Here is a 19,792-nt window from a genome sequence, read left to right as displayed (position 1 = left end):
TAATATAACTATAATAATTATTAATTTGTATAAAAGATATAAAATCAGCTATATTATTATGTTATAATCTTGTTACAAAGGATACGAAATGACAAGATTAAGAAAAACTCTTCTAAAAAGAGATATTTCTTTAATTATGTTAGTATTTTATGGATTAGGAAATATTTTAGGTGCAGGAATATACGTACTCATTGGCAAAATTTCTGGTATTGCAGATATTTATACTCCATTTTCTTTTATAGTTGCTGCAATTGTTGTTCTTTTTACAGCATTAACTTATGCTGAACTATCTTCAAGATTTCCATATAGTGCAGGAGAAGCTCTCTATGCAAAAAAAGCTTTTAACTCGAGATATTTATCAATTATAATAGGCTTTATGATAGCTTTAAGTGGTATATTATCAAGTGCAACAATACTACATGGTTTTTATGGATATCTTTCAACATTTATAAATATTTCAAAAACATTATCATCAATTATATTAATTATCCTACTTTGTTTTATAGCTATTTTAGGTATAGCAAAATCAGTTAAATTTGCAGCAATATTAACTTGTATTGAGATCTTTGGTTTATTGTTTATTTTATTTATTGGTTTTGAAAATATCAATTTCAATGAAGTATCAATGGTAAAATTCATTCCTGATTTTAAGATTTCTATTTGGTATACAATTTCAATAGGTGCTTTTTTAGCATTCTATGCTTTTATTGGATTTGAAGATATGGTGAATATTGCAGAAGAGGTAAAAGAGCCTACAAAAACTATGCCAAAGGCTATAATTATTGCATTAATTGTTTCGACTCTACTTTATATACTAGTTGCTATAGTTTCTATACTAGCAATAAATCCAAGTGACCTTTCTAAAAGTACAGCTCCACTTGCAGACGTTTATACAAAATTGACAAATAAAGAACCTATTTTATTGAGTTTTATTGGGATGTTTGCAGTTATAAATGGAGCATTAATTCAAATTATTATGGTATCAAGACTATTTTATGGAATGGGAGAAAATAATTGGCTTCCTAAAATTTTTTCTAAAGTAAATGAAAAAACAAGAACTCCAATATTCTCAACTATTGTTGCATCTTTTTTGGTTTTAATATTTACATTGTGGCTTCCAATAATAACATTAGCTTCTCTTACTAGTTTTTTTATATTTATTATATTCACCTTAATGAACTTGGCCTTAATAAAAATTAAAAGAGAAGTGCCTAATCCAGAAGGGGTATTAGTTTACCCTCTCTGGATACCAATGGTAGGAGTTATTGTAAATGTATGTTTATTAGTTATTCAACTATTTTCTATAATCTAAATCTTTTTCCAAATACTCATTTGAGAAAGTGTATGTTGGTGTTTTCTAGCTGTTTCTCTAATAACAAAAGGTACATCGTTAGTTTCAAGTAATTCAAATCTATCTTTTAAATTCTCTTTTAAAGTATCTAAAGTTTGTACTTCTTTGTTGTCTTTTATATATCCTCCAAGCCAATTTTCTTTTGGTGTATAATCTTCTAACCAAGTGTAAGGACTTAGAAGTACTAATAAACCATCTTTATTTACCCTATTTGGAACATCATCTAAGAATTTTTGAGGATAATATAATCTATCAATTAGATTTGAACAAAAAATCAAATCATATCCAGTATATAAATCTTTTAAATTACAAGCATCACCTTGCATAAAACTTACTTTGTTTTTAATCTCATCAAGGGAAAAGTCTTTTAAAGATACAGTCCTTTCTTCAAAAAGTTCTCCTTGTGTAGCCATTTTAAAAGTCAAGGAATCATATTTTTTTAGCTTTACACCTACATTGATAAAGTTTGCAGAAAAATCAATTCCTAAAACTTCATCAAAATATTTTGCTAGTTCAAAAGTACTTCTTCCAACAGAGCATCCTAAATCCATAGCCTTTTTGGTTTGTATATCTTTTAAATATGGTTTTAATATCTCCACACTAGTTTTTGGAAAGTTTTTTACCCCAAAATACTCATTACCATAGTGAAATTCACAATACTGAGAAATTTGCTCATCTGTTTCATAAACGTTATTATTTAGTTTTGTTCTATAATCATTTGAAGACTGCACGTATCTAAAACCAGCGTGTTGGAAAAAGTGTTTTCTAAAGGCATATCTTGCACTTCTTAAAATTTCATTACCTAAAGATATAAATGAACCACCTTTTATTAAAGCATGTCTATCATCAAAAGTTGGAGTAGTAAAGTCATCATATATAGGATGTGTTTTAAAGCCATCAAAAGGATATGTAGGAGTTATACTCCATTGCCATACATTTCCAACTACATCAAAGAACTCATCAAAATTGTATTTATCAACAGGTGTTTGATTAAAGAAATTTAATCCTAAGTTTGCTTCACCATTTTTAACCTTATCTTGAGCATTTACATAATCGTTTAATCTATAAAACTCATCTTCACTTGGAAGTCTAACTTCAAAACCTAACTTTTCACTCTTATATTTACAAAATGCTTCAGCTTCATAAATATTGATATCTACTGGATAGTTTAAAGGAAGAGGAACAATTCTATTTATCTCTCTTAAAAAATATTCTCCATCTTGTTTTAACCAAAATGTTGGCATTTTAGCTTGCTTAAAATCTAACCATTTTATACCATCTTCACTAAAGTAATGAAGTTTTGAATATCCTCCATCTTTAACAAACTCTAAAAATTCTCCATTTGAAACAAGATATTTACTTGCTTTAAAATCTTTTATATAAGATTGATGAAAGGCAAACTCATTATCCCATCCATAAAAAACTGGATTTTCATAATCTTTTTCTAATAAAACTTCACCACCTTTTACATCAATAAGTTCATTTTGTGGGTATTTTTCTGAAAACTCATTACAATATTGAAAAGTTTCATCTTTAATTAAATATTTAATATCTAATTCTCTTAAAAGTACTGATGATGTTTCAATATGGATATTTTCATGTTCAATTCCCATAAGAATAATCCACATTGGTGATTCCCAGTCGATTGGAATAGTAAACTCTATATTATCAATTATCTCTAAAACCAATGCTTTTACTTCATCTCTGTATTGTTTTACCTCTTGAAAACTAGGCCAATCATAGTTTTCATTATTTAAATCATCCCAACTCATTTCATCAACGCCAATAGCAAAAATAGATTCAAATTTTTTATTGATTCTTTTTTTTGTGATATTTGAAATATTTAACTTATTCATAAAAAAAGTAGCAGTATGACCATAATAAAAAATAAGTGGTTGTCTTAATTTATTTGGTTGTTGATAAAAATATTTTTTATCTTCAAGTAAATCGTATAATTTTTCATCTAATTCATATGTTTGAAGAAAGTATTTTCTAATCTCAGCTCTTTTTTCTTCTACCGTGCCCTCGTCTAACCTAATTGTATCTTTTCTATAACTTTCCATAACTTCTTTTCTATAATTCATTATTAGCCCCTTTATATATGAGGGGTATTTTAGTAACTTTAAATTACAACTTGTATTCATTAAATGTTAATTTATAAATTTATATTTTGAATTTTACCTTTTTTAACAAACTTTTCAATTAAACAATCTATTTGATTTTTTTCGTAAGTATCTACTAAATTTATATGTTTTTTCAATCTAATCATTAAATTTTCAGTTGGTTTTTCTAATAATATATTAGCAATAATATTTTCACAAAGTAAAATACCTAATCTTTTTATTGAATTTGTAGTATCTAAAATTTCAATTGCTTCCAAAGTTAGTTTATCAACTGTTTCCAAACACTTTTTCTCATCAACAACTAAAGATTTATATAAGATATTCAATGCTTGGTTATGAAGAACAACTGGCATTTCATCTCTATCTCCAACTGAAGTTTTTAATAATAGCCCAATATTTCCCATATGTATAGATTTATCTATTGTTTGAATATTTATTAAATTTTCAAAAATAAATTTTAACCTATAAGAAATAGACATATTAATAAAAGTTCCACCATACTCAAAATCTCCAAGATTTGGTATTGCTAAGCACTTTTTATAGTTTTCTATTGCATTTTCATAATCTTCATTCCATTCACAATAGTTGGCTTTAATATTATAATAATGCCATAACCAAATAGGTTCATTATCATAATTATGAGAATACAATAAACTTTCTAACTCTTTTAATAGTTTTAATCCCTCTTGTTTTTTCTCTTCATCTCTTTTTGAAACAATAATCCAAGATTTTCTTTGTAGAAATTTTACTTCTATCTCTTCTATTTTATTATCTCTTTTTGAAACAATATTTTCTGGTAAAGTTTCATATGCTTTATTAAAATCTCCCATTCTTTCATATAAAGAACTAATATCAACAGCGTATTTATTTGGGTTTATTTCAAAAAGGTATTGAGAGATCAATAATGCTTGTTGGAAGTAACCATTTCTTTCAAATAAAAATTTTAAATCAGCTAAAGATTTAATTGATAATTTTCTATATATGGAATTGTTTGTTAATTCAAAGTTTTCAATCTGCTGTGGATCAAACATTTCACCAGCTATATCAAACCAATAATTATCAATCAATGAGTATTGTTGTTTATTCTTTATTGCAAGAATAAGTTTTTGTAAAATTGCTATGGTTCTTTTATCATCTAAAACTACATCTTTTACATAATAATATAAAATAAGTAAAGAGATAGGATTATCAAAATACTCTAAGCACTCTTCTATATGGTTTCTTAGATAGTAAGATAGTCTTCTTTTTTCATCCTCTAAATCTTTAGTTTTTACAATATTTAAAAAATATATTTGTGCAGATTTTTCCTGCTTTACAAATTTAAAATCATCAAAACTTCTATTTATAAAATTTTGAAAACCTGAAATTAAAATATTTGAATCATTTTTATTATCAAAAAAGTTTCTACCACAATATTCAAATAACTCCAAAGAGATAAAAGTTTTTTGACATTTACTATTTGTAATAAACTTAGTTGAGCTTAAATGCATCAAAGAATAAAGGTTTTTTTCCTTTGAAGATAACAAGAGTTCAATATCACAATCAAATTTTCCATTTTTTATATTTTCAAATTTTATCTCATCTACACCAAGTTTTTTTAGTCTACTTGCAAGAACTTTTTTTAAATCATTTCTAACATAGAAATTGACTTCATCAAAGTTTTTTAGTAAAGTTGGAATAATTAAACGGTTCATCCAATGGTTTTTTTCAAGAATATCAATATTATAAATATTTACTGAAGTTTTTCTATTTAGTTCTAGTAAAGCAACTTGAAGCCGTTTTAATCTTCTTGTATCTTTATTAAACCATGATTGTAAACCATCTTTTAATTGACTGCTTTCACCTTCTAATATTGAAGGCATCATTAAAAGACCAAAAAAGAAAATTAAAACAAAAAAAAGTGAGATATAATCATCAAAACCCATATTAAATGGTGTTTCAAATAAGATTTTTTTGAACATGTCTTCATATAAAGAAGAAGAGATTAAAGCAAAAAGGATAATAATAACAGAAATAACACTTAAAAAAAGTGTTGATATTTTTTTTCTAAACCTATAAAAAGATGATGAATTTCCACACACACTATTTAAAGAGGATTCAAAATCATCTAAACTATCTGTATCAAAATATGTAATTTCAATGCCATTTTCATTTTTTTTGATTACTGAATTATCTTTAGTTTTTCTACTAAACTTATTTAAATCTCCACTTATAATAGTCGATTTACTTTTCATCTTTTAAACCATCTTTTGCAAATTTATTTTGAATAGGATCACTAAAAATATAGTTTCCATCTTTTATTGAAAAAGGGAAATTTGAATATGATTTTATAAATTCTTCTTTAAACTCTTTCGAGTATGGTTCTAAACCATCTTCCAAAAGTTTAATATACTTTTTAGGGATAAAAGCTTTTTGATTTGAACTATGCGCTACTTTTTCAGGGTTTGTAGTCATAAAAGTAAAAATCTTTTCATCTGTTTTAAAACCTTTAATAGAATCAATTTGTATACATGAATAATTCTTTTCCCTAAGCTTTAAAAACTCAAACTCTTCACCTGTAATTTTAAGTAAAACACCATTAGTTGACTCATTTGTATCTTTTTCTAAGTTTAAAAAAACTGCATCAGTAATCTTTTCTTCACCTTCAAAAATCACATGTTCAATAGAGTTCCAAACCTTTTTAAAACCCTTTACTTCAACTGGAATAAAATCACTATTTTTCAGTTTTCTTTTAAAAGATTTTTGAGCACTATTTATGTTTACTAAAGAACCAAAGCCAAAGATATACATTTAAACAATTTTTTCTTTTGAAAGGATAATTCCATCTGTGTCAGCATAGATATAATCACCATCATTAAACTGTACACCACAAAAAGATAATTCAATATTTCTTTGACCTTCAGTTACAGGTATATATTTTCTTGGACAAGTTCCTCTAGCAAATAGTGCAACAGGAATATCTTTTATTTGAAAGGTATCTCTTATATAACCATTTACAATTATCCCTTCAAAGTTATTATTGTGAGCAAACTTCATCAAGTTATCACCTACAACAGCATAATACTCCTCTTCAACATCAACAACAACAATTTTTCCTGTTCCATCTTCATCTCTTAAAAGTTTAATCAACTCACTATTATTTTTATCAAGCTTTAGAGTTACTACTGTTCCACAAATTTTATCTTTAGCACCATAATTTTTAAATTCATTGTCTAAGACATGAACTTTATCTGCATGTTCATCACAAATATCAGCTGTAAAAAATTCCATATAATATATCCTTATTTATTTTTTAAGCTTCAATTATCTCTAAAATGTTATTAAAATCACTTTTTCTATACAATAAACTTTTAAAATATAAAAAAACAAAAGAGAGAAAGATGAAAATATATTTTATTTTATTTCTAACACTATTTTTATTAGGCTGTTCTAATAAAACAGTTACTATAAAGTCTTTACAGCCATCGCAAATCTCTAACATCAGAGTCCATGATGTGATTCTAGAAGATTTTACAAACGATAATATTAATCAAACAAATTATTTGGAAGAGCAACTTGTCAATAAAATAGTTGAAAATAAAAGAGTTTTTACTCTTAGCCCGACATATGAAAATATTGACGCAATAATTACAGGAGAGGTTTTAAATTCATCTATACATTTTAGTTATTATTATGAAGATGATGTAGATTACTCTAGATGTGTTAGATTTGAATACAAAGATGGGAAAAGAACAAATAAATGTTTAGCATATAAAAGAATTAAAATCCCATGTGAAAGAAAAGACTATTATGTGCAAACTAAAATTGATGTTTTAGATTATAATGAGACTACTCTTTTTTCTAAAATATATAAAGGACATAGACAAAATATAGATTGTAACTATAAAAGAAGATTTTTTACTCAATATTTTTTAAATGTAGATAGAGTGAAAAATAACTCAACTAACCCTATGAACCTTGAAATAGCAAAACAGATAGCATCAAGGGCTATTAATGATATATCACCCCATTATTCATATACAAAGATTGAATTCTTTTCAAAACTTAATAATGACAACTATCCAGAGAGAATTCATAAAAGTTTTGAAAATATTGTAGAATCATTAGAAAAAAACCTTACCAATATTGCGCAAGAAAAGCTTATTATTTTAAATGAACAATTAAATTCAAACTCTTATGAGGTTTTATATAATTTGGCTTTAACTTACGAAAATCAAAGTTTATTTATAAAAGCTAGAAAATATTATTTAGAAGCAAAAGATATTTGTTCTAATAGTGAGGATTTAATCTTGATTAATAAAGCTATTGAAAGAGTATCTGTAAATTCATATAATAACTCAAAAGCAAAATCTCAATTGATTAAAAACTAGTATTAAAGTACAAAAAGTAGATACCAAGATATTACTACTAATGGTAAACTTAAAAAAAATAAGGATTTATCATGAAAGTTTTGTTAACAGGTTCAACAGGATATATTGGAAGAAGATTAAAACAAAGACTATCAAATAGAGATGATATAGACTTAAAAATTTTTGTACGAAATAAAAAATCACACTCAAACTTAACTTTAAATAGTTTTGAAATTTTTGAGGGGGATACCTTTGATAAAGAAAAACTTGAAACTGCTTTGCAAGGGGTAGATACGGCCTTTTATCTAATTCATTCACTAAATAATAAAAACTATAAAGATTTAGACAAAATCTCTGCTAAAAACTTTATTGAAGCAGCAGAAAAATGCGGGGTAAAAAGAGTAATATACCTTGGAGGATTAGGTGTAAAAAATGAAAATACCAGTGAGCATCTTTTAAGTAGAATTGAAACAGGTGAAGTTCTTAGCTTATCTAAAAAAGTGCAAACTATTTGGATAAGAGCTGGTGTTATAATTGGTTCTGGAAGTACTAGCTTTGAGATTATTAGGAATTTAACAGAAAAACTTCCTATTATGACTACACCAAAATGGGTTTATACAAAAACACAAGCAATAGGTGTGGATGATGTATTAAACTATTTAGAACAATCAATAGATTTAGAATCAAAAGAAAATTTAATCGTAGATATTGGAAGTGAACAATTAACCTATAAAGATATGATGATTCAAACTGCCCAAGCACTTGACTTGAAAAGAATTATAATCCCCTTACCTTTTTTATCAATTACACTTTCATCTTACTGGTTAAACCTTTTTACTCCTGTTCAATTTACCGTTGCGAAAGCTTTAATTGAGGGCTTAAAATCTGAAGTTGTAATTCAAAATGACAATGCCAAAAAATATTTTCCAAATATAAAGCCAATAAGTTATAAAGAAGCTGTAAAAAAAGCGATTAAAGAGATAAAATCAAATCAAGTTATTAGTAGATGGAGTGATACAGGTGGAAGAATCTGGGAGAAAAATCATACTCAAGAGATAGCTGATGCAATTTTTGTAGATAGAAAAGAAAGAATAATAAATAATATCAACAAAGAAGCTATATACAAAAGTTTTATTTCAGTAGGTGGTAAAAATGGTTGGTTTGCCTATGATTTTCTTTGGGAGATTAGAGGTGTTCTAGATAAGTTAATTGGTGGAGTTGGATTAAAAAGGGGAAGACGAAGCCAAAATGATCTAAGAATTGGTGAATCATTAGACTTTTGGAAAGTTGTTGATATTAAAGAGAATGAAAGACTTTTACTTTTTGCTCAAATGAAACTTCCAGGTCTTGCTTGGTTAGAGTTTAAAATTGAAGATAATAAATTAATTCAATCAGCTTATTATTATCCAAAAGGTGTTTTTGGTAGATTGTATTGGTATAGTTTAATTCCAATTCATTATTTAGTTTTTAATAATATGATAGATTCCATTATAAAAAAATCTGCCAATGATGACTAAAGTTTTTATGAAATTCCCAAAGGGCATTTTTAGAAAAATAGTGAATATACTTATCTTTTAAAATAAAAAAATAAACCCTTGGAGAATATGGTTTATGTTTTATGGCAATAACTTTAAAAAACTTATTTTCAAGCTTTTCTTTTATAATTTTAATTTGATTATCGTGGGACATTGAACGGTTTAAATGATGATAAACAACAACTGATCTTCCAACACTATATAACTGTTCTATCTCATCAAGAAAAATATACTTTCCTGCTTTTGCCTTTTTTGAAAAATTATCAAAACCTAATAGGTCTATATCCTTTTCTTCTTTTTTTACCTTTGTTGCAATACCATTATCTGGGTCAACAAAGATGAAATCAGCATTTTTCGAGAACCTTAGTACCTCTAAAAACCACTCTTTTCTAAAATCTAATCTATCTTTTCCATTCTCATTTACATACTTTGAAAAATATTCGCAGTTAGGTAAAAGGTTTAAGTTCTCCAAGGCTTTTACACTTCTTTTACCACTAACAAGCTCTTTAAAAGAGCCCTCTAAATTTAAATCACTGCCTTTTACTTTATCAAAATAATTGATATACATACCATCACTATTGTGTGATTCATCTGGATACATATACCAAATTTGTTTTAGTTTATAACTATTATGATTAAATAATGTTCTTAATAAATGAAACTTACCAAAATCTCCTATATCAGCGGCATATCTATCTTGCATAAGATCAACTTTTTCTTAAATAAATAAGTCTATATACCATTGGTACATAATAAAGATTTAAAATTGTTGCCCATAATATTCCATATCCCAATGATAAAGCCATAGGTTGTAAAATCAAAGCTTGACCTGAAGCAAAAAATATCAAAGTACTTAAACCTAAAACCGTAGTAATAGAAGTTAATAAAATAGGTCTAAGTCTTAATACAGCATAATCTTTTAACTCTTCTAGGTTTTTGGCTCTTTTAATGAAGTCCATCATAATAATACCATCATTAACAATTACACCTGCAAGTCCAACCATACCAATTAAACTTGGCATTGTAATATTTACACCCATAATAAAATGTCCAAAATAAACACCTAGAATAGATAAAGGGATAGTACTAATTATAATAAGTGGTTTAATCATAGAATCAAACATCCATACTAAAGCAATAAAGATTAAAATGATAGCCATTAAAGCAGCTTGAAGCATCTCTTTTTTTACTTTTTCATTCTCTTCTTGCTCACCTTTTATATCAATATTTACACTTGTTTTAGTTTTTAATTCTTCTAATACAGGATTTAATTTTTCAAAAACATCACTAGAAGTTGTATCCGTAAAAGATGCTGTTACACTTGTAATTCTTTTATTGTTTTCTTTAAAAATTTGTGAGTAAGCAGGTACTTTAATAAAATCAGCAACTTGAGATAATAATACTTTTTGATTAGTGCCAGGAACTGTAACCTCAAAAGAATTTAAAGATTTTAATTCATCTTTATTTTTACTTTTAAATACAATATCAATAATACCTTTATCATCAAACATTTTTGAATAAGTACCTTTAAAATATAAAGGTCTAAGTTCATTTAATATTGATTCTTCTGAGAAACCTAGTTCATAACCATATGCATTTACTTTAAATTTCAGTTCATAATTTCCAGTTAACGAATCATCAGCAATATTGGAAATACCTTTTATCTTAGATAATTCATTTTCAAGTATTTGTGCGATTTTTTTAACCTCTTTATCATCACCTGAAACTGCTAACTCTAAGTCATTTTTTACAATTCCTGCCTTTGGTACAAACACTTTTAACTCATCAAAATCATCTGAATTTATATATTTTTGTAATTTCTCTTTAACCATTTTTTCAATATCTTGAGCACTATTACTTCTAATCATATCTTTATCATCATATTTAGGTGAAAGATATGGATTAATATATTTTTCAAAACTATTTTGTGGTGCTCTTTCATACAAATTAACAAATATCTGAAAATAAAATTCTTCATACTGTGGCTGATTTTGTCCATCAAGCTTCATACCTGTAACAGAACTAATTGATTGAATCTCTGTTTTAAAATCAAGTGTATTTAAAAGTTGTTTTTCCAATTTGAAAACTGTTTGCTCAGTTTGTTCAATCTTTTTACCAACGCCAACAGAACCAGTTATATAAATCTGTGTAGAATCAAAATCTGGTAAAAATTGAAATTTTGAAGATTTAATAAGTATAAAAGTTGATGCGAATATTAAAAATACAAAAATTATCAATGCAAAGAATCTACCTTTTAATAAATAAGATAAAATATTTCTATATAGGTTTTTATTAAAATCCCAAACCTTATGGGATTTTCTATCTTCATGACTAACAGTTAAAAGCTGATTTGCATGTAAAGGTAAAAAGAAAAATGCTTCAATAAGAGAACTTAGTAATAATATTGATATCATTATTGGCAAGATTTGCATAAATTTACCAGTTTGACCTGTCATAAGTAAGATTGGTAAAAATGCAAATATTGTTGTAGCAGTTGCTGTTAAAACAGCTGGATACATCTCCATTGCACCATCACGTGCAGCCTCATATTTATCTTTACCCATCTCCATATGTCTATAAATATTTTCTCCAACAACAATCGCTTCATCAACTAACATCCCTAACGCAATTAGTGCTCCAAGGAGGGATAACATATTTAAACTATATCCTAGTGCATCTGCAGAAATAAGTCCTATCATAAAGGAGGTTGGAATACCTATTGCAATTACTAAGGCAATCCTTATATTAATAAATAACAATAATGCAATAAATAAAAGCATAAGACCAAATAAGATATTTGAAACTACTGTATTAAGCCTATTTTTAACCCAAATAGAAGTATCAATATATGTATCAAATTGTACATTTGTATATTGCTTTTCAAACTCTTTAGTAATCTCTTTGATTTGTTTTACTAAATCAATTGCATCACCCTCTTCACTTTTACTAATACTAACAGCGACATTTCTTTCACCATTAAAGTGAGACTTATCTTGAACATCCCCATATGTATAAGTAATATCTGCAATATCTTTTATCCTAAGTTTTGTATCTCCTACTTTTATTATTGTATTTTTAATATTTTTAACATCTTTTTCACCATTAAAAGTACTTAAATAATAGTGTTTTGAAGTATCTTTAATAATTCCAACAGGAAATATTGTACTTAATGATTGAACTGCACTTATAACAGCTGTATTAGATAGATTAAAAGCTTCAATTTTAGCTTCATTAAATATAATATGTAGTTCTTTGTCACTTTTCCCTAATACACTTACATTTTCTAAATCTTTTAATTGTTGTATTTTTGATTTCACATCATCAGCAATATCTAATAATTCTTCTTTTGATGCATTATTCTTTGAATAAACAGCCACAGTAATCAAAGGAAAATTATGAACCAACGTTTTAACTGTTGGCTCATCCATATCTGAGGGCAAGTTAGTTTTAACTTTAGTAACAATATCTTTTATATCATCTACAACTAAATTTGAATCTTCCCCCTGCTTTAATTCAGCAGTTATAGTAAAATATCCATTTTTAATAACAGATGTGATTTTATCTACTTCACTTACACTTAAAAGTTCATCTTCAATATCCTCAACTGCAATTTTGTCAAGTAAATCAGAACTTGCTCCTGAGTAAGTTCCAGTTATTGTAACCGCATCCATATTTGATGGTGGGAATATCTCCTTTGGGATTTGAAAATATGCGAATACCGATAATATAAAAATAAAAAAAAGTAAAAAATGGTTTAGTATTGGCTTTCTTAGTCCAAACTCTATTATTGTCTTTATCATTTGATTTTTGTTCCGTTTGCTTCTTCAATAGAATAAATTAAAAGTGAATCTTCAACTTGGTTTTTAAATTTCATATCCTCTAATTGCTGAGCAAGGAATTTGTTTTCCTCTTTTAATGAAATATAATGGGCATATAATTTGTTTATATCCTTACTTTTATAATATATATTATTCATAATATATAATTTAGGTATAAATAGAATCAAAGCAATTAATAAAATACCTAAAACAATAAGTATTGAATTTTTTGCATTTAATCTAGTCAAATTTAAAAACCCTTAATTTTGAGCTTCTACTTCTTGGGTTTTGCTTTATCTCTTCTTTTGTAGGAACTATTGGTTTTTTTGTTATGATTTTTCCCAAAGAGTGATTATTTCCACAAGTACATTTAAAAGCATCTTTTGGGCAGATACAAGATTTGCTCCATTTTTTAAAATAGTTTTTTACAATCCTATCTTCTAAAGAGTGGAAAGAAATAATTGCAATAATACAATCTTTTGGTTTATTCGTCTCGATAGAATCGAAAAGTCTTTCTAATACTCCAAGTTCATCATTAACTTCAATTCTTATACCTTGAAAAGGCAATGTAGCTGGATGAATTTTACCCTTAGACATTTTTTTTGCTAAAAAATCTGCAAGCTCTCTAGCTGAAGAAAATGGTCTATTATTAACAATTAAAGAAGCAACTTTTTTATATTCTCTTACTTCTCCTAAATCATGAAAAACCCTTTCTAATTCATGTTGAGAGTAAGTATTTACCACAACTGAAGCATCCAAGGGTTTTGTTTGATCCATTCTCATATCAAGGGTATCACTATCAAAGCCAAAACCCCTTTCATTTTTATCAAGTTGTAAAGATGATACACCAATATCTGCTAAAATTCCTTTTATATTAAAGCCTCTAAAGGTTTCAATTACGTGTTCAAAGTTTCCTTGATTGAATAAAACTCTTTTTTTATAAGGTTCTAATCTATTTTTAGAAAATAATAATGCCTCTTCATCTTGATCATTACAAATTAGTTGAATATTTTCATTTTGCTCTATCAAACCGATACTATGCCCCGCATAACCAGTTGTACAGTCTATAATATATCCTTCATTAGTTTCACTAAAAGTTTCCAGAACTTCATTAAAGAGTACTGGAATATGTGGTATTTCCATTCATTAAGCCTTTTAAAGCAATTTAGTATTTTAATTGCTATTTGATATAATATTCTACCCAAAATTTTATTTAAGGTTTTTTAATAATGATTGATCCAAATACTGTAAAACTTCTTTCCAATTTATCTCTAACTATGTTTAGAAAAAATTTCTTTGGAATATATCATGGTGCAATATCTGCAAAAGTTGACCATAACTCATTTGTAATAAATACATCAGATGCAATTTTTGATGAAATGGATGAAAGATCATTTTGTAAACTAACCATGAATAAAAAAGATTATAGATGGAATATTGCAAGTATTGAATCAGATATACATTCAACTATTTATACTAATATTCACGAAGCAAAATATATTGCCTTTGGAGTTCCTATTTATACAACAGCTTATACCTTTGATCACGATGAAATTATATTTGAAGATTATTTTGGAAAAACTACCTTTGGGAAAATCAATATTTATAATCCTGGTAACTTTGATAATTGGTATGATAGAAATGCTTTAGAGATTACTAAATACCTTAAAGAAACAAACAATCATGTTATGATAATCAGAGGAATTGGAACATATGTATATGATAGAGACATTAACAATTTAGTTAAAAGAGTAGCAATTTTAGAGAACTCTTGCAGACTTTTAAGTATAAAATCTTCTTATTAATAACAAATTTCTCTATATTTACAGAAAATAAGTTATGCAAGCCCCTAGTTTTAGCTATTTCAAAGGAAATATACTATAAAGTTTACTGATATTTTAATCTTACACAAGGAGTTCTTCTATGAACAAAGCTGAATTTATTGATGCAGTTGCAGCAAAGGCTGGTTTATCTAAAAAAGATGCTAAAGGTGCAGTTGACGCTGTATTAGATACTATTACTGAGACTTTAGTAAAAAGAGAAACTGTTAGTTTCATCGGGTTTGGTACTTTTAGTACTGCTGATAGAGCTGAGAGAACTGCAAAAGTTCCGGGAACTGACAAAACTGTTAGTGTACCAGCAACAACTGTAGCAAAATTCAAAGTTGGTAAAGCTTTAAAAGAAGCAGTAGCTAAGTAATTACTTACTTCTTCATATAAACATAAAAAAGGGTCTATCTTTTGATAGGCCCTTTTTTAATCTCTAATTTGTTTAATTTTTAGAAATTAAACATAAATTAATTAAATAACGGATAAAATTTCATCCTTAATTTATTAGGTGCCGCTATGGTGAAATTGGTAAACACGCCGGATTCAAAATCCGGTGACTTAGGTCTTGTCGGTTCAAGTCCGACTAGCGGTACCACAACTAATAAACACAATTCTTATAATTAAAAGTAAATATTTGTTATAATCAATTACTTTTTTTGAGGTTAATTAACATGAAAATCATTAATTTATTTTTTATTATTTTACTTAGTTTTATTCTTTCTGGATGTGTTACAGCACTATTAGTAACGGGGACTGTTGTTGGTGGAGTATATGTAGCTGATGAGATTGAAAATGATTACAATGGTGATGCTGGAGAGTTTATTGAAGATAAAACTAATAAAGCTTATCGAGCAATAACTACAGATTAATTAAAACTTGATATTGAAACAGCAATTGCTTGAATTGCTAGTAGAATCCATATAATTCTACTCATATTTGCATCAAACCATTTATTAAAATCATCCATTATTTACCTCTTTTAATTTATCTTGAGGTTCACCAACATAATAGCCTTGGGAGTATGTAATGCCCATGCTATCTATGTATTCAAAGGTTTCTTTATCTTCTATAAATTCAGCAATTACCTTAATTGATAAAGTATCGCATAAAAACTTTATTGTTCCAACAAGTAATTGGGTTTTTGCATTCTTACTTATACCTTTTATCAATGAACCATCAATTTTAATATAATCAATATAATCACTCATTTTAATAATATAATCAAAATTTGAATACCCACTACCAAAATCATCAATAGCTATTTTACAACCATATTCTCTAACTTTTTCCAAGAAACTAATAAACTCCGCGTAGTTTGCAATGCCCTCTTGCTCAACTATTTCGATAACTAATCTATCTTTTATATCAAATTCTTCAATTTTTTCAAACAAATATTTCTGTAAATCCATATTTGTAATATCCAATATACTTAGATTTATAGAAAACTCAATATTTTTATCTTTAAAATAATCAAAAGCCTTGTCAATTATTAAAAAAGATAAATTATTGTATTTATTTATTTGTTTAGATATTGGTAAAAATGTATCTGGATAAATTAATTCATCTTTATCTTTAATTCTTGCTAAGCACTCATATTTATCTATTTTTTTACTTAGATTATTAAAAATTGGTTGATAATGAAGAACTAAGCCATCATCTTCTATTGCATTTTTAATTTTTCTTGCTAATTGAATATTATCTTTATTTGTTTTTATACTTTCATTATGTTCTGCGTTAAAAATACTATATGGTTTATTTTTACTTAATGCTATTTCTAAAGCATTTTCTGCTTCATTTAATTCCTCAATGTCATAATTTAATTTATGAGGATTACTAATACCTAAGGTGATATCTAAAAGGAAATCAAATTCTTCATTATTTAAGCTAAAAGAACAACTTTCAAGATTATCTGTTAAAAAATTAATAAAATCTTTAAAAGAACCATAATCTGTATATTGCAAATTTATTGTAAATGTATTGTAATTATTAGAGTATATCTTTAAAATATTTTCTTCATTTAATGACTTTAACATTTTATGAAAATTTTTCACCACTTCATCTGAAATTTTGTATCCATAAGTACTTTGTATCTTAAGTAAATTATTGATTGATATTAATATTACAATTGTGGAACTAGGAAATTTTTTATTTATTAGATCATTTACTAAGGCAACTCTATTTGGTAAACCTGTTAATTTGTCATGTTCTTGATCCTTATTTGCTTTATCTCTCAAAAAATCAGGTAATTTTGCAAAATAAATTATTATAGGTAAAAGTAAAATACTAAATAATATACTTAACCATAAAAAATAGTTTTGTGTTTTTTTTGTATTTTTTACCTCTTTTAAAAACTTTGGTTCTAAAACCAACTTAATATTTTGTCCATTGTTAAAATTACGTATTTTAAAAGAATAAAAATTTTTTAAATAATAATTATCACTTGATAAAGCTTTATTAGCATTTTTTGGAAATTCATTATGCAATGTATAATTCATATTTTTACCAATAAGTCCATAACCTGGCATATGATGACTTAAAAAAGAACCATTTTTATCAACTAAATGTGTATGATATAAAACTGTTTCATCTAAATTTTTAAATAATCCTCTTAAACAAATAGTATAAATAAGAATACCTTTTTTATTATTATCCTTATCAGTTAAAATCATAGCAAATCTAATTACTGGTTGCTTTGGCAAGGTTATTTTGCCAAACTCTTTGTTTAATTCAATTTTTGAAATACCAACATCATCTTTATTTAGCTTTACAAACTTTTTAAAGTATTGAGTTTTATTGTTATTTTGCAACTTATTTTGAGGAACTTTATCAATTATCTTATTTAAGCTATCATTAGAATTTAAAACAGAAGAGTCTACTCGAATAATCTCATTTCCATCAAAATCTAAGTACTTAACTTGTCTAAGTGCACTTAGTGATTCTTGAATACTAATAAAATAATTTTGAATATAAGTATAGTCTAAATCATGACTAAGAGAATTTTTTAAATTTTGATTTCTAGTAACTGCTCTTATTGAACTAAAATATGGTTTAAAAAAACTATGAAAATACTTTTCTCTTTCTAATGCTTTATTATGCATATTTTTCTGTGATATATTTCCAACATCAGATGAGTCTGTTACGATAAACAAATTAATTAGCAAAAAAAGAACTATTAAAATTATAAAAAAATAACTAATTAAAATTTTTATTTTATATGAAAAATTATACATAACTTTATTTTATATTAAAATGAGTTTAAAGTCAAATCTATAAGAGATAATCTAGCTATAGATTAAAACAATGTAGTTTTTATAATTAATAATTTTTTAATTAAATAAGTATTAAGATTAATTAAAGATTGTAAAGGAGGATATTTTGGAAATAAACAACAATATTCAGAATAATCAAACCCCTTATTTAAATGCAAATCAAGCTTTAAATAGAATTACAACTGGTATAGAATTAAATAGTGCTTCTGATGATGCTTCAGCCTTATCAATTGTACAAAACCTACAAGTGCAATCAAGTGGAATTTCGCAATCAATAGATAATGTTAATAGTGGTTTAGCAGCACTACAAATTTCTGATGGAGCATTAACAAATCAATCTGAAATCTTGGATGAAGTAAAACAAAAGCTTCTACAAGCATCTACAGATACTACTTCTCAAGAAGGTAGAGAATCATTACTAAATGACATACAAGGACTTTTGGAAAACTTCAATAACATTGCTAGTAGTACAAACTATAATGGTGAAACACTTTTACAGAATAGTTCAAGTGATACAAGTGCATCATCAAGTTTACAAATTCAAGCAGGTGAGGATTCTGATAGTTTAATTGATACACAATCAATTCAGTCTAATACTACTGGTGTAGGACTAGATGAATTGTTAAATCAAGACCCAACTACATTTACATCTCAAACAGCAAGGGATTTTTTAGAAAACTTAGATAATGCAATTGATAATGTAGGTTCATTTAGAAATGATATAGGTTCAGTACAAAATCAGCTTCAAAGTACATCAAGAAATTTAATTTCTGAGTTTACACAAACAAGTGCTGCTTCATCAATAATTCAAGATATTGATTACGCGCAAGAGGTTTCTAACTTTAGTAAACAAAATATTTTAGCTCAAATTGGAGCTTATGGGATGGCGCAATCAAACAATATCAATCAAGCTATGGTAACAAGATTATTATCATAAAATTAAACCTAAGTTTACAAACTTAGGTTTAAAAATTGATTGTGTGGGTAACTTTAACTTTTCTCATTGGTCTATTTGAAATTTTATAATGTTCTACTCCATTATAAACAAAATAGTTTTTATATCCTGTGATAGTTTTTCTTTTAGCCCTTGATGGTTTATCATAACACTCAGTTCTTGTTTCATATCTGTAATTATCATCATATCTATCATTTGGTCTATAATTATTTCTAATTTCATGGGCAACTTTTGCACCTAATAATCCACCAACAATTTGTGCAGCAACTCTACCATTACCTTTCCCAATTTGGCTTCCTATTACTGCACCTGCAGCTGTTCCTATAAGTGTATCTACACCTAAATTATCATCATAATCTGAATAATATCTATCATCTCTAACTTTATAACTTACTTCTTTACATTCTCTGTGAGATTTTCTATCATAAACATAATCATAAATTGGTTCAGAGTATGAAACCTTTGCAAAATCATGAAATCTATCACTTCCTGCATATAAAGATGATATGAAAAGTAATCCAGTTAAAACTATTTTTTTCAACATAATAAATCCTTTGAGAGGT

At 26.5% G+C, this 19,792-nt stretch carries 17 protein-coding genes and 1 tRNA gene; 8 read left to right on the top strand and 10 right to left on the bottom strand.

Features of this window, described 5'->3' with window-relative positions; genetic code table 11:
* Window positions 1-88: 88 nt before the first annotated feature.
* Entirely contained in the window at window positions 89-1,312 is a 1,224-nt protein-coding gene (locus tag AC2TY9_RS10865) for an APC family permease (protein ID WP_489777480.1), read from the top strand.
* Here AC2TY9_RS10865 and ovoA read toward each other — a convergent pair.
* From ovoA to rraA, 4 genes are all read right to left on the bottom strand, one after another.
* Entirely contained in the window at window positions 1,309-3,435 is a 2,127-nt protein-coding gene (ovoA, locus tag AC2TY9_RS10860; RefSeq protein WP_489777479.1) for a 5-histidylcysteine sulfoxide synthase, read from the bottom strand. The genes AC2TY9_RS10865 and ovoA overlap by 4 nt on opposite strands.
* 71 nt (window positions 3,436-3,506) lie before the next feature.
* On the bottom strand, window positions 3,507-5,708 hold the full coding sequence (locus tag AC2TY9_RS10855; RefSeq protein ID WP_489777478.1) for a hypothetical protein: 2,202 nt from the start codon (window positions 5,706-5,708) through the stop codon (window positions 3,507-3,509).
* Window positions 5,698-6,264 carry a hypothetical protein gene (locus AC2TY9_RS10850; RefSeq protein ID WP_489777476.1) on the bottom strand — a complete coding sequence of 189 codons (567 nt, stop codon included), beginning with the start codon at window positions 6,262-6,264 and terminating at the stop codon, window positions 5,698-5,700. Before AC2TY9_RS10850 ends, AC2TY9_RS10855 begins: the two co-directional genes overlap by 11 nt.
* Window positions 6,265-6,744, bottom strand: coding sequence for a ribonuclease E activity regulator RraA (gene rraA / locus AC2TY9_RS10845; RefSeq protein ID WP_489777475.1), 480 nt, complete (start codon window positions 6,742-6,744; stop codon window positions 6,265-6,267).
* 110 nt (window positions 6,745-6,854) lie between these two features.
* Here rraA and AC2TY9_RS10840 point away from each other — a divergent pair, with 110 nt between their 5' ends.
* Window positions 6,855-7,844 (top strand): hypothetical protein, encoded by a 990-nt coding sequence (locus tag AC2TY9_RS10840; RefSeq protein WP_489777474.1) that lies wholly within the window; start codon window positions 6,855-6,857, stop codon window positions 7,842-7,844.
* 71 nt (window positions 7,845-7,915) lie between these two features.
* Entirely contained in the window at window positions 7,916-9,340 is a 1,425-nt protein-coding gene (locus AC2TY9_RS10835) for an SDR family oxidoreductase (protein ID WP_489777473.1), read from the top strand.
* Here the strand turns inward: AC2TY9_RS10835 and AC2TY9_RS10830 are convergent.
* The 4 genes from AC2TY9_RS10830 to rsmH are packed head-to-tail and all read right to left on the bottom strand — an operon-like array spanning window position 9,312 to window position 14,319.
* A complete protein-coding gene (locus tag AC2TY9_RS10830) occupies window positions 9,312-10,061 on the bottom strand; it encodes a hypothetical protein (RefSeq protein WP_489777472.1) in 750 nt (249 codons plus the stop codon). The two genes, AC2TY9_RS10835 and AC2TY9_RS10830, sit on opposite strands and share 29 nt — an antisense overlap.
* Window positions 10,062-10,065: 4 nt before the next feature.
* Window positions 10,066-13,158: an efflux RND transporter permease subunit gene (locus AC2TY9_RS10825; RefSeq protein ID WP_489777471.1), complete on the bottom strand. Its 3,093-nt coding sequence runs from the start codon at window positions 13,156-13,158 to the stop codon at window positions 10,066-10,068.
* Entirely contained in the window at window positions 13,155-13,424 is a 270-nt protein-coding gene (locus tag AC2TY9_RS10820; RefSeq protein WP_489777470.1) for a hypothetical protein, read from the bottom strand. Before AC2TY9_RS10820 ends, AC2TY9_RS10825 begins: the two co-directional genes overlap by 4 nt.
* Window positions 13,417-14,319, bottom strand: coding sequence for a 16S rRNA (cytosine(1402)-N(4))-methyltransferase RsmH (rsmH, locus tag AC2TY9_RS10815; RefSeq protein WP_489777469.1), 903 nt, complete (start codon window positions 14,317-14,319; stop codon window positions 13,417-13,419). The genes AC2TY9_RS10820 and rsmH overlap by 8 nt, the downstream gene beginning before the upstream one ends.
* An 86-nt stretch (window positions 14,320-14,405) precedes the next feature.
* Between rsmH and AC2TY9_RS10810 the strand changes: the two genes are divergently transcribed.
* The 4 genes from AC2TY9_RS10810 (at window position 14,406) to AC2TY9_RS10795 (ending at window position 15,874) form a co-directional block, all read left to right on the top strand.
* The gene (locus AC2TY9_RS10810; protein ID WP_489777468.1) at window positions 14,406-14,981 is read left to right on the top strand and encodes a class II aldolase and adducin N-terminal domain-containing protein; all 576 of its coding nucleotides are present in this window, start codon (window positions 14,406-14,408) and stop codon (window positions 14,979-14,981) included.
* A gap of 118 nt (window positions 14,982-15,099) precedes the next feature.
* Window positions 15,100-15,375 carry an HU family DNA-binding protein gene (locus tag AC2TY9_RS10805; protein WP_489777467.1) on the top strand — a complete coding sequence of 92 codons (276 nt, stop codon included), beginning with the start codon at window positions 15,100-15,102 and terminating at the stop codon, window positions 15,373-15,375.
* 140 nt (window positions 15,376-15,515) lie between these two features.
* Window positions 15,516-15,600 (top strand) — tRNA-Leu (locus AC2TY9_RS10800).
* 76 nt (window positions 15,601-15,676) lie between these two features.
* A complete protein-coding gene (locus tag AC2TY9_RS10795; RefSeq protein WP_489777466.1) occupies window positions 15,677-15,874 on the top strand; it encodes a hypothetical protein in 198 nt (65 codons plus the stop codon).
* A 90-nt stretch (window positions 15,875-15,964) separates the two neighbouring features.
* Here AC2TY9_RS10795 and AC2TY9_RS10790 read toward each other — a convergent pair whose 3' ends face one another.
* Complete coding sequence (locus AC2TY9_RS10790) at window positions 15,965-18,166, bottom strand: EAL domain-containing protein (RefSeq protein ID WP_489777465.1); 2,202 nt, start codon at window positions 18,164-18,166, stop codon at window positions 15,965-15,967.
* A gap of 214 nt (window positions 18,167-18,380) precedes the next feature.
* Between AC2TY9_RS10790 and AC2TY9_RS10785 the strand changes: the two genes are divergently transcribed.
* On the top strand, window positions 18,381-19,211 hold the full coding sequence (locus tag AC2TY9_RS10785; RefSeq protein WP_489777464.1) for a flagellin N-terminal helical domain-containing protein: 831 nt from the start codon (window positions 18,381-18,383) through the stop codon (window positions 19,209-19,211).
* A gap of 28 nt (window positions 19,212-19,239) precedes the next feature.
* Here AC2TY9_RS10785 and AC2TY9_RS10780 read toward each other — a convergent pair whose 3' ends face one another.
* Window positions 19,240-19,773, bottom strand: coding sequence for a glycine zipper 2TM domain-containing protein (locus AC2TY9_RS10780; protein ID WP_489777463.1), 534 nt, complete (start codon window positions 19,771-19,773; stop codon window positions 19,240-19,242).
* Window positions 19,774-19,792: the final 19 nt, after the last annotated feature.

The sequence above is a fragment of the Arcobacter sp. ISO1 genome (genome assembly GCF_058105185.1).
The sequence above is the reverse complement of the archived record's forward strand: the minus strand, read 5'-3'. Positions and strand labels throughout refer to the sequence as shown.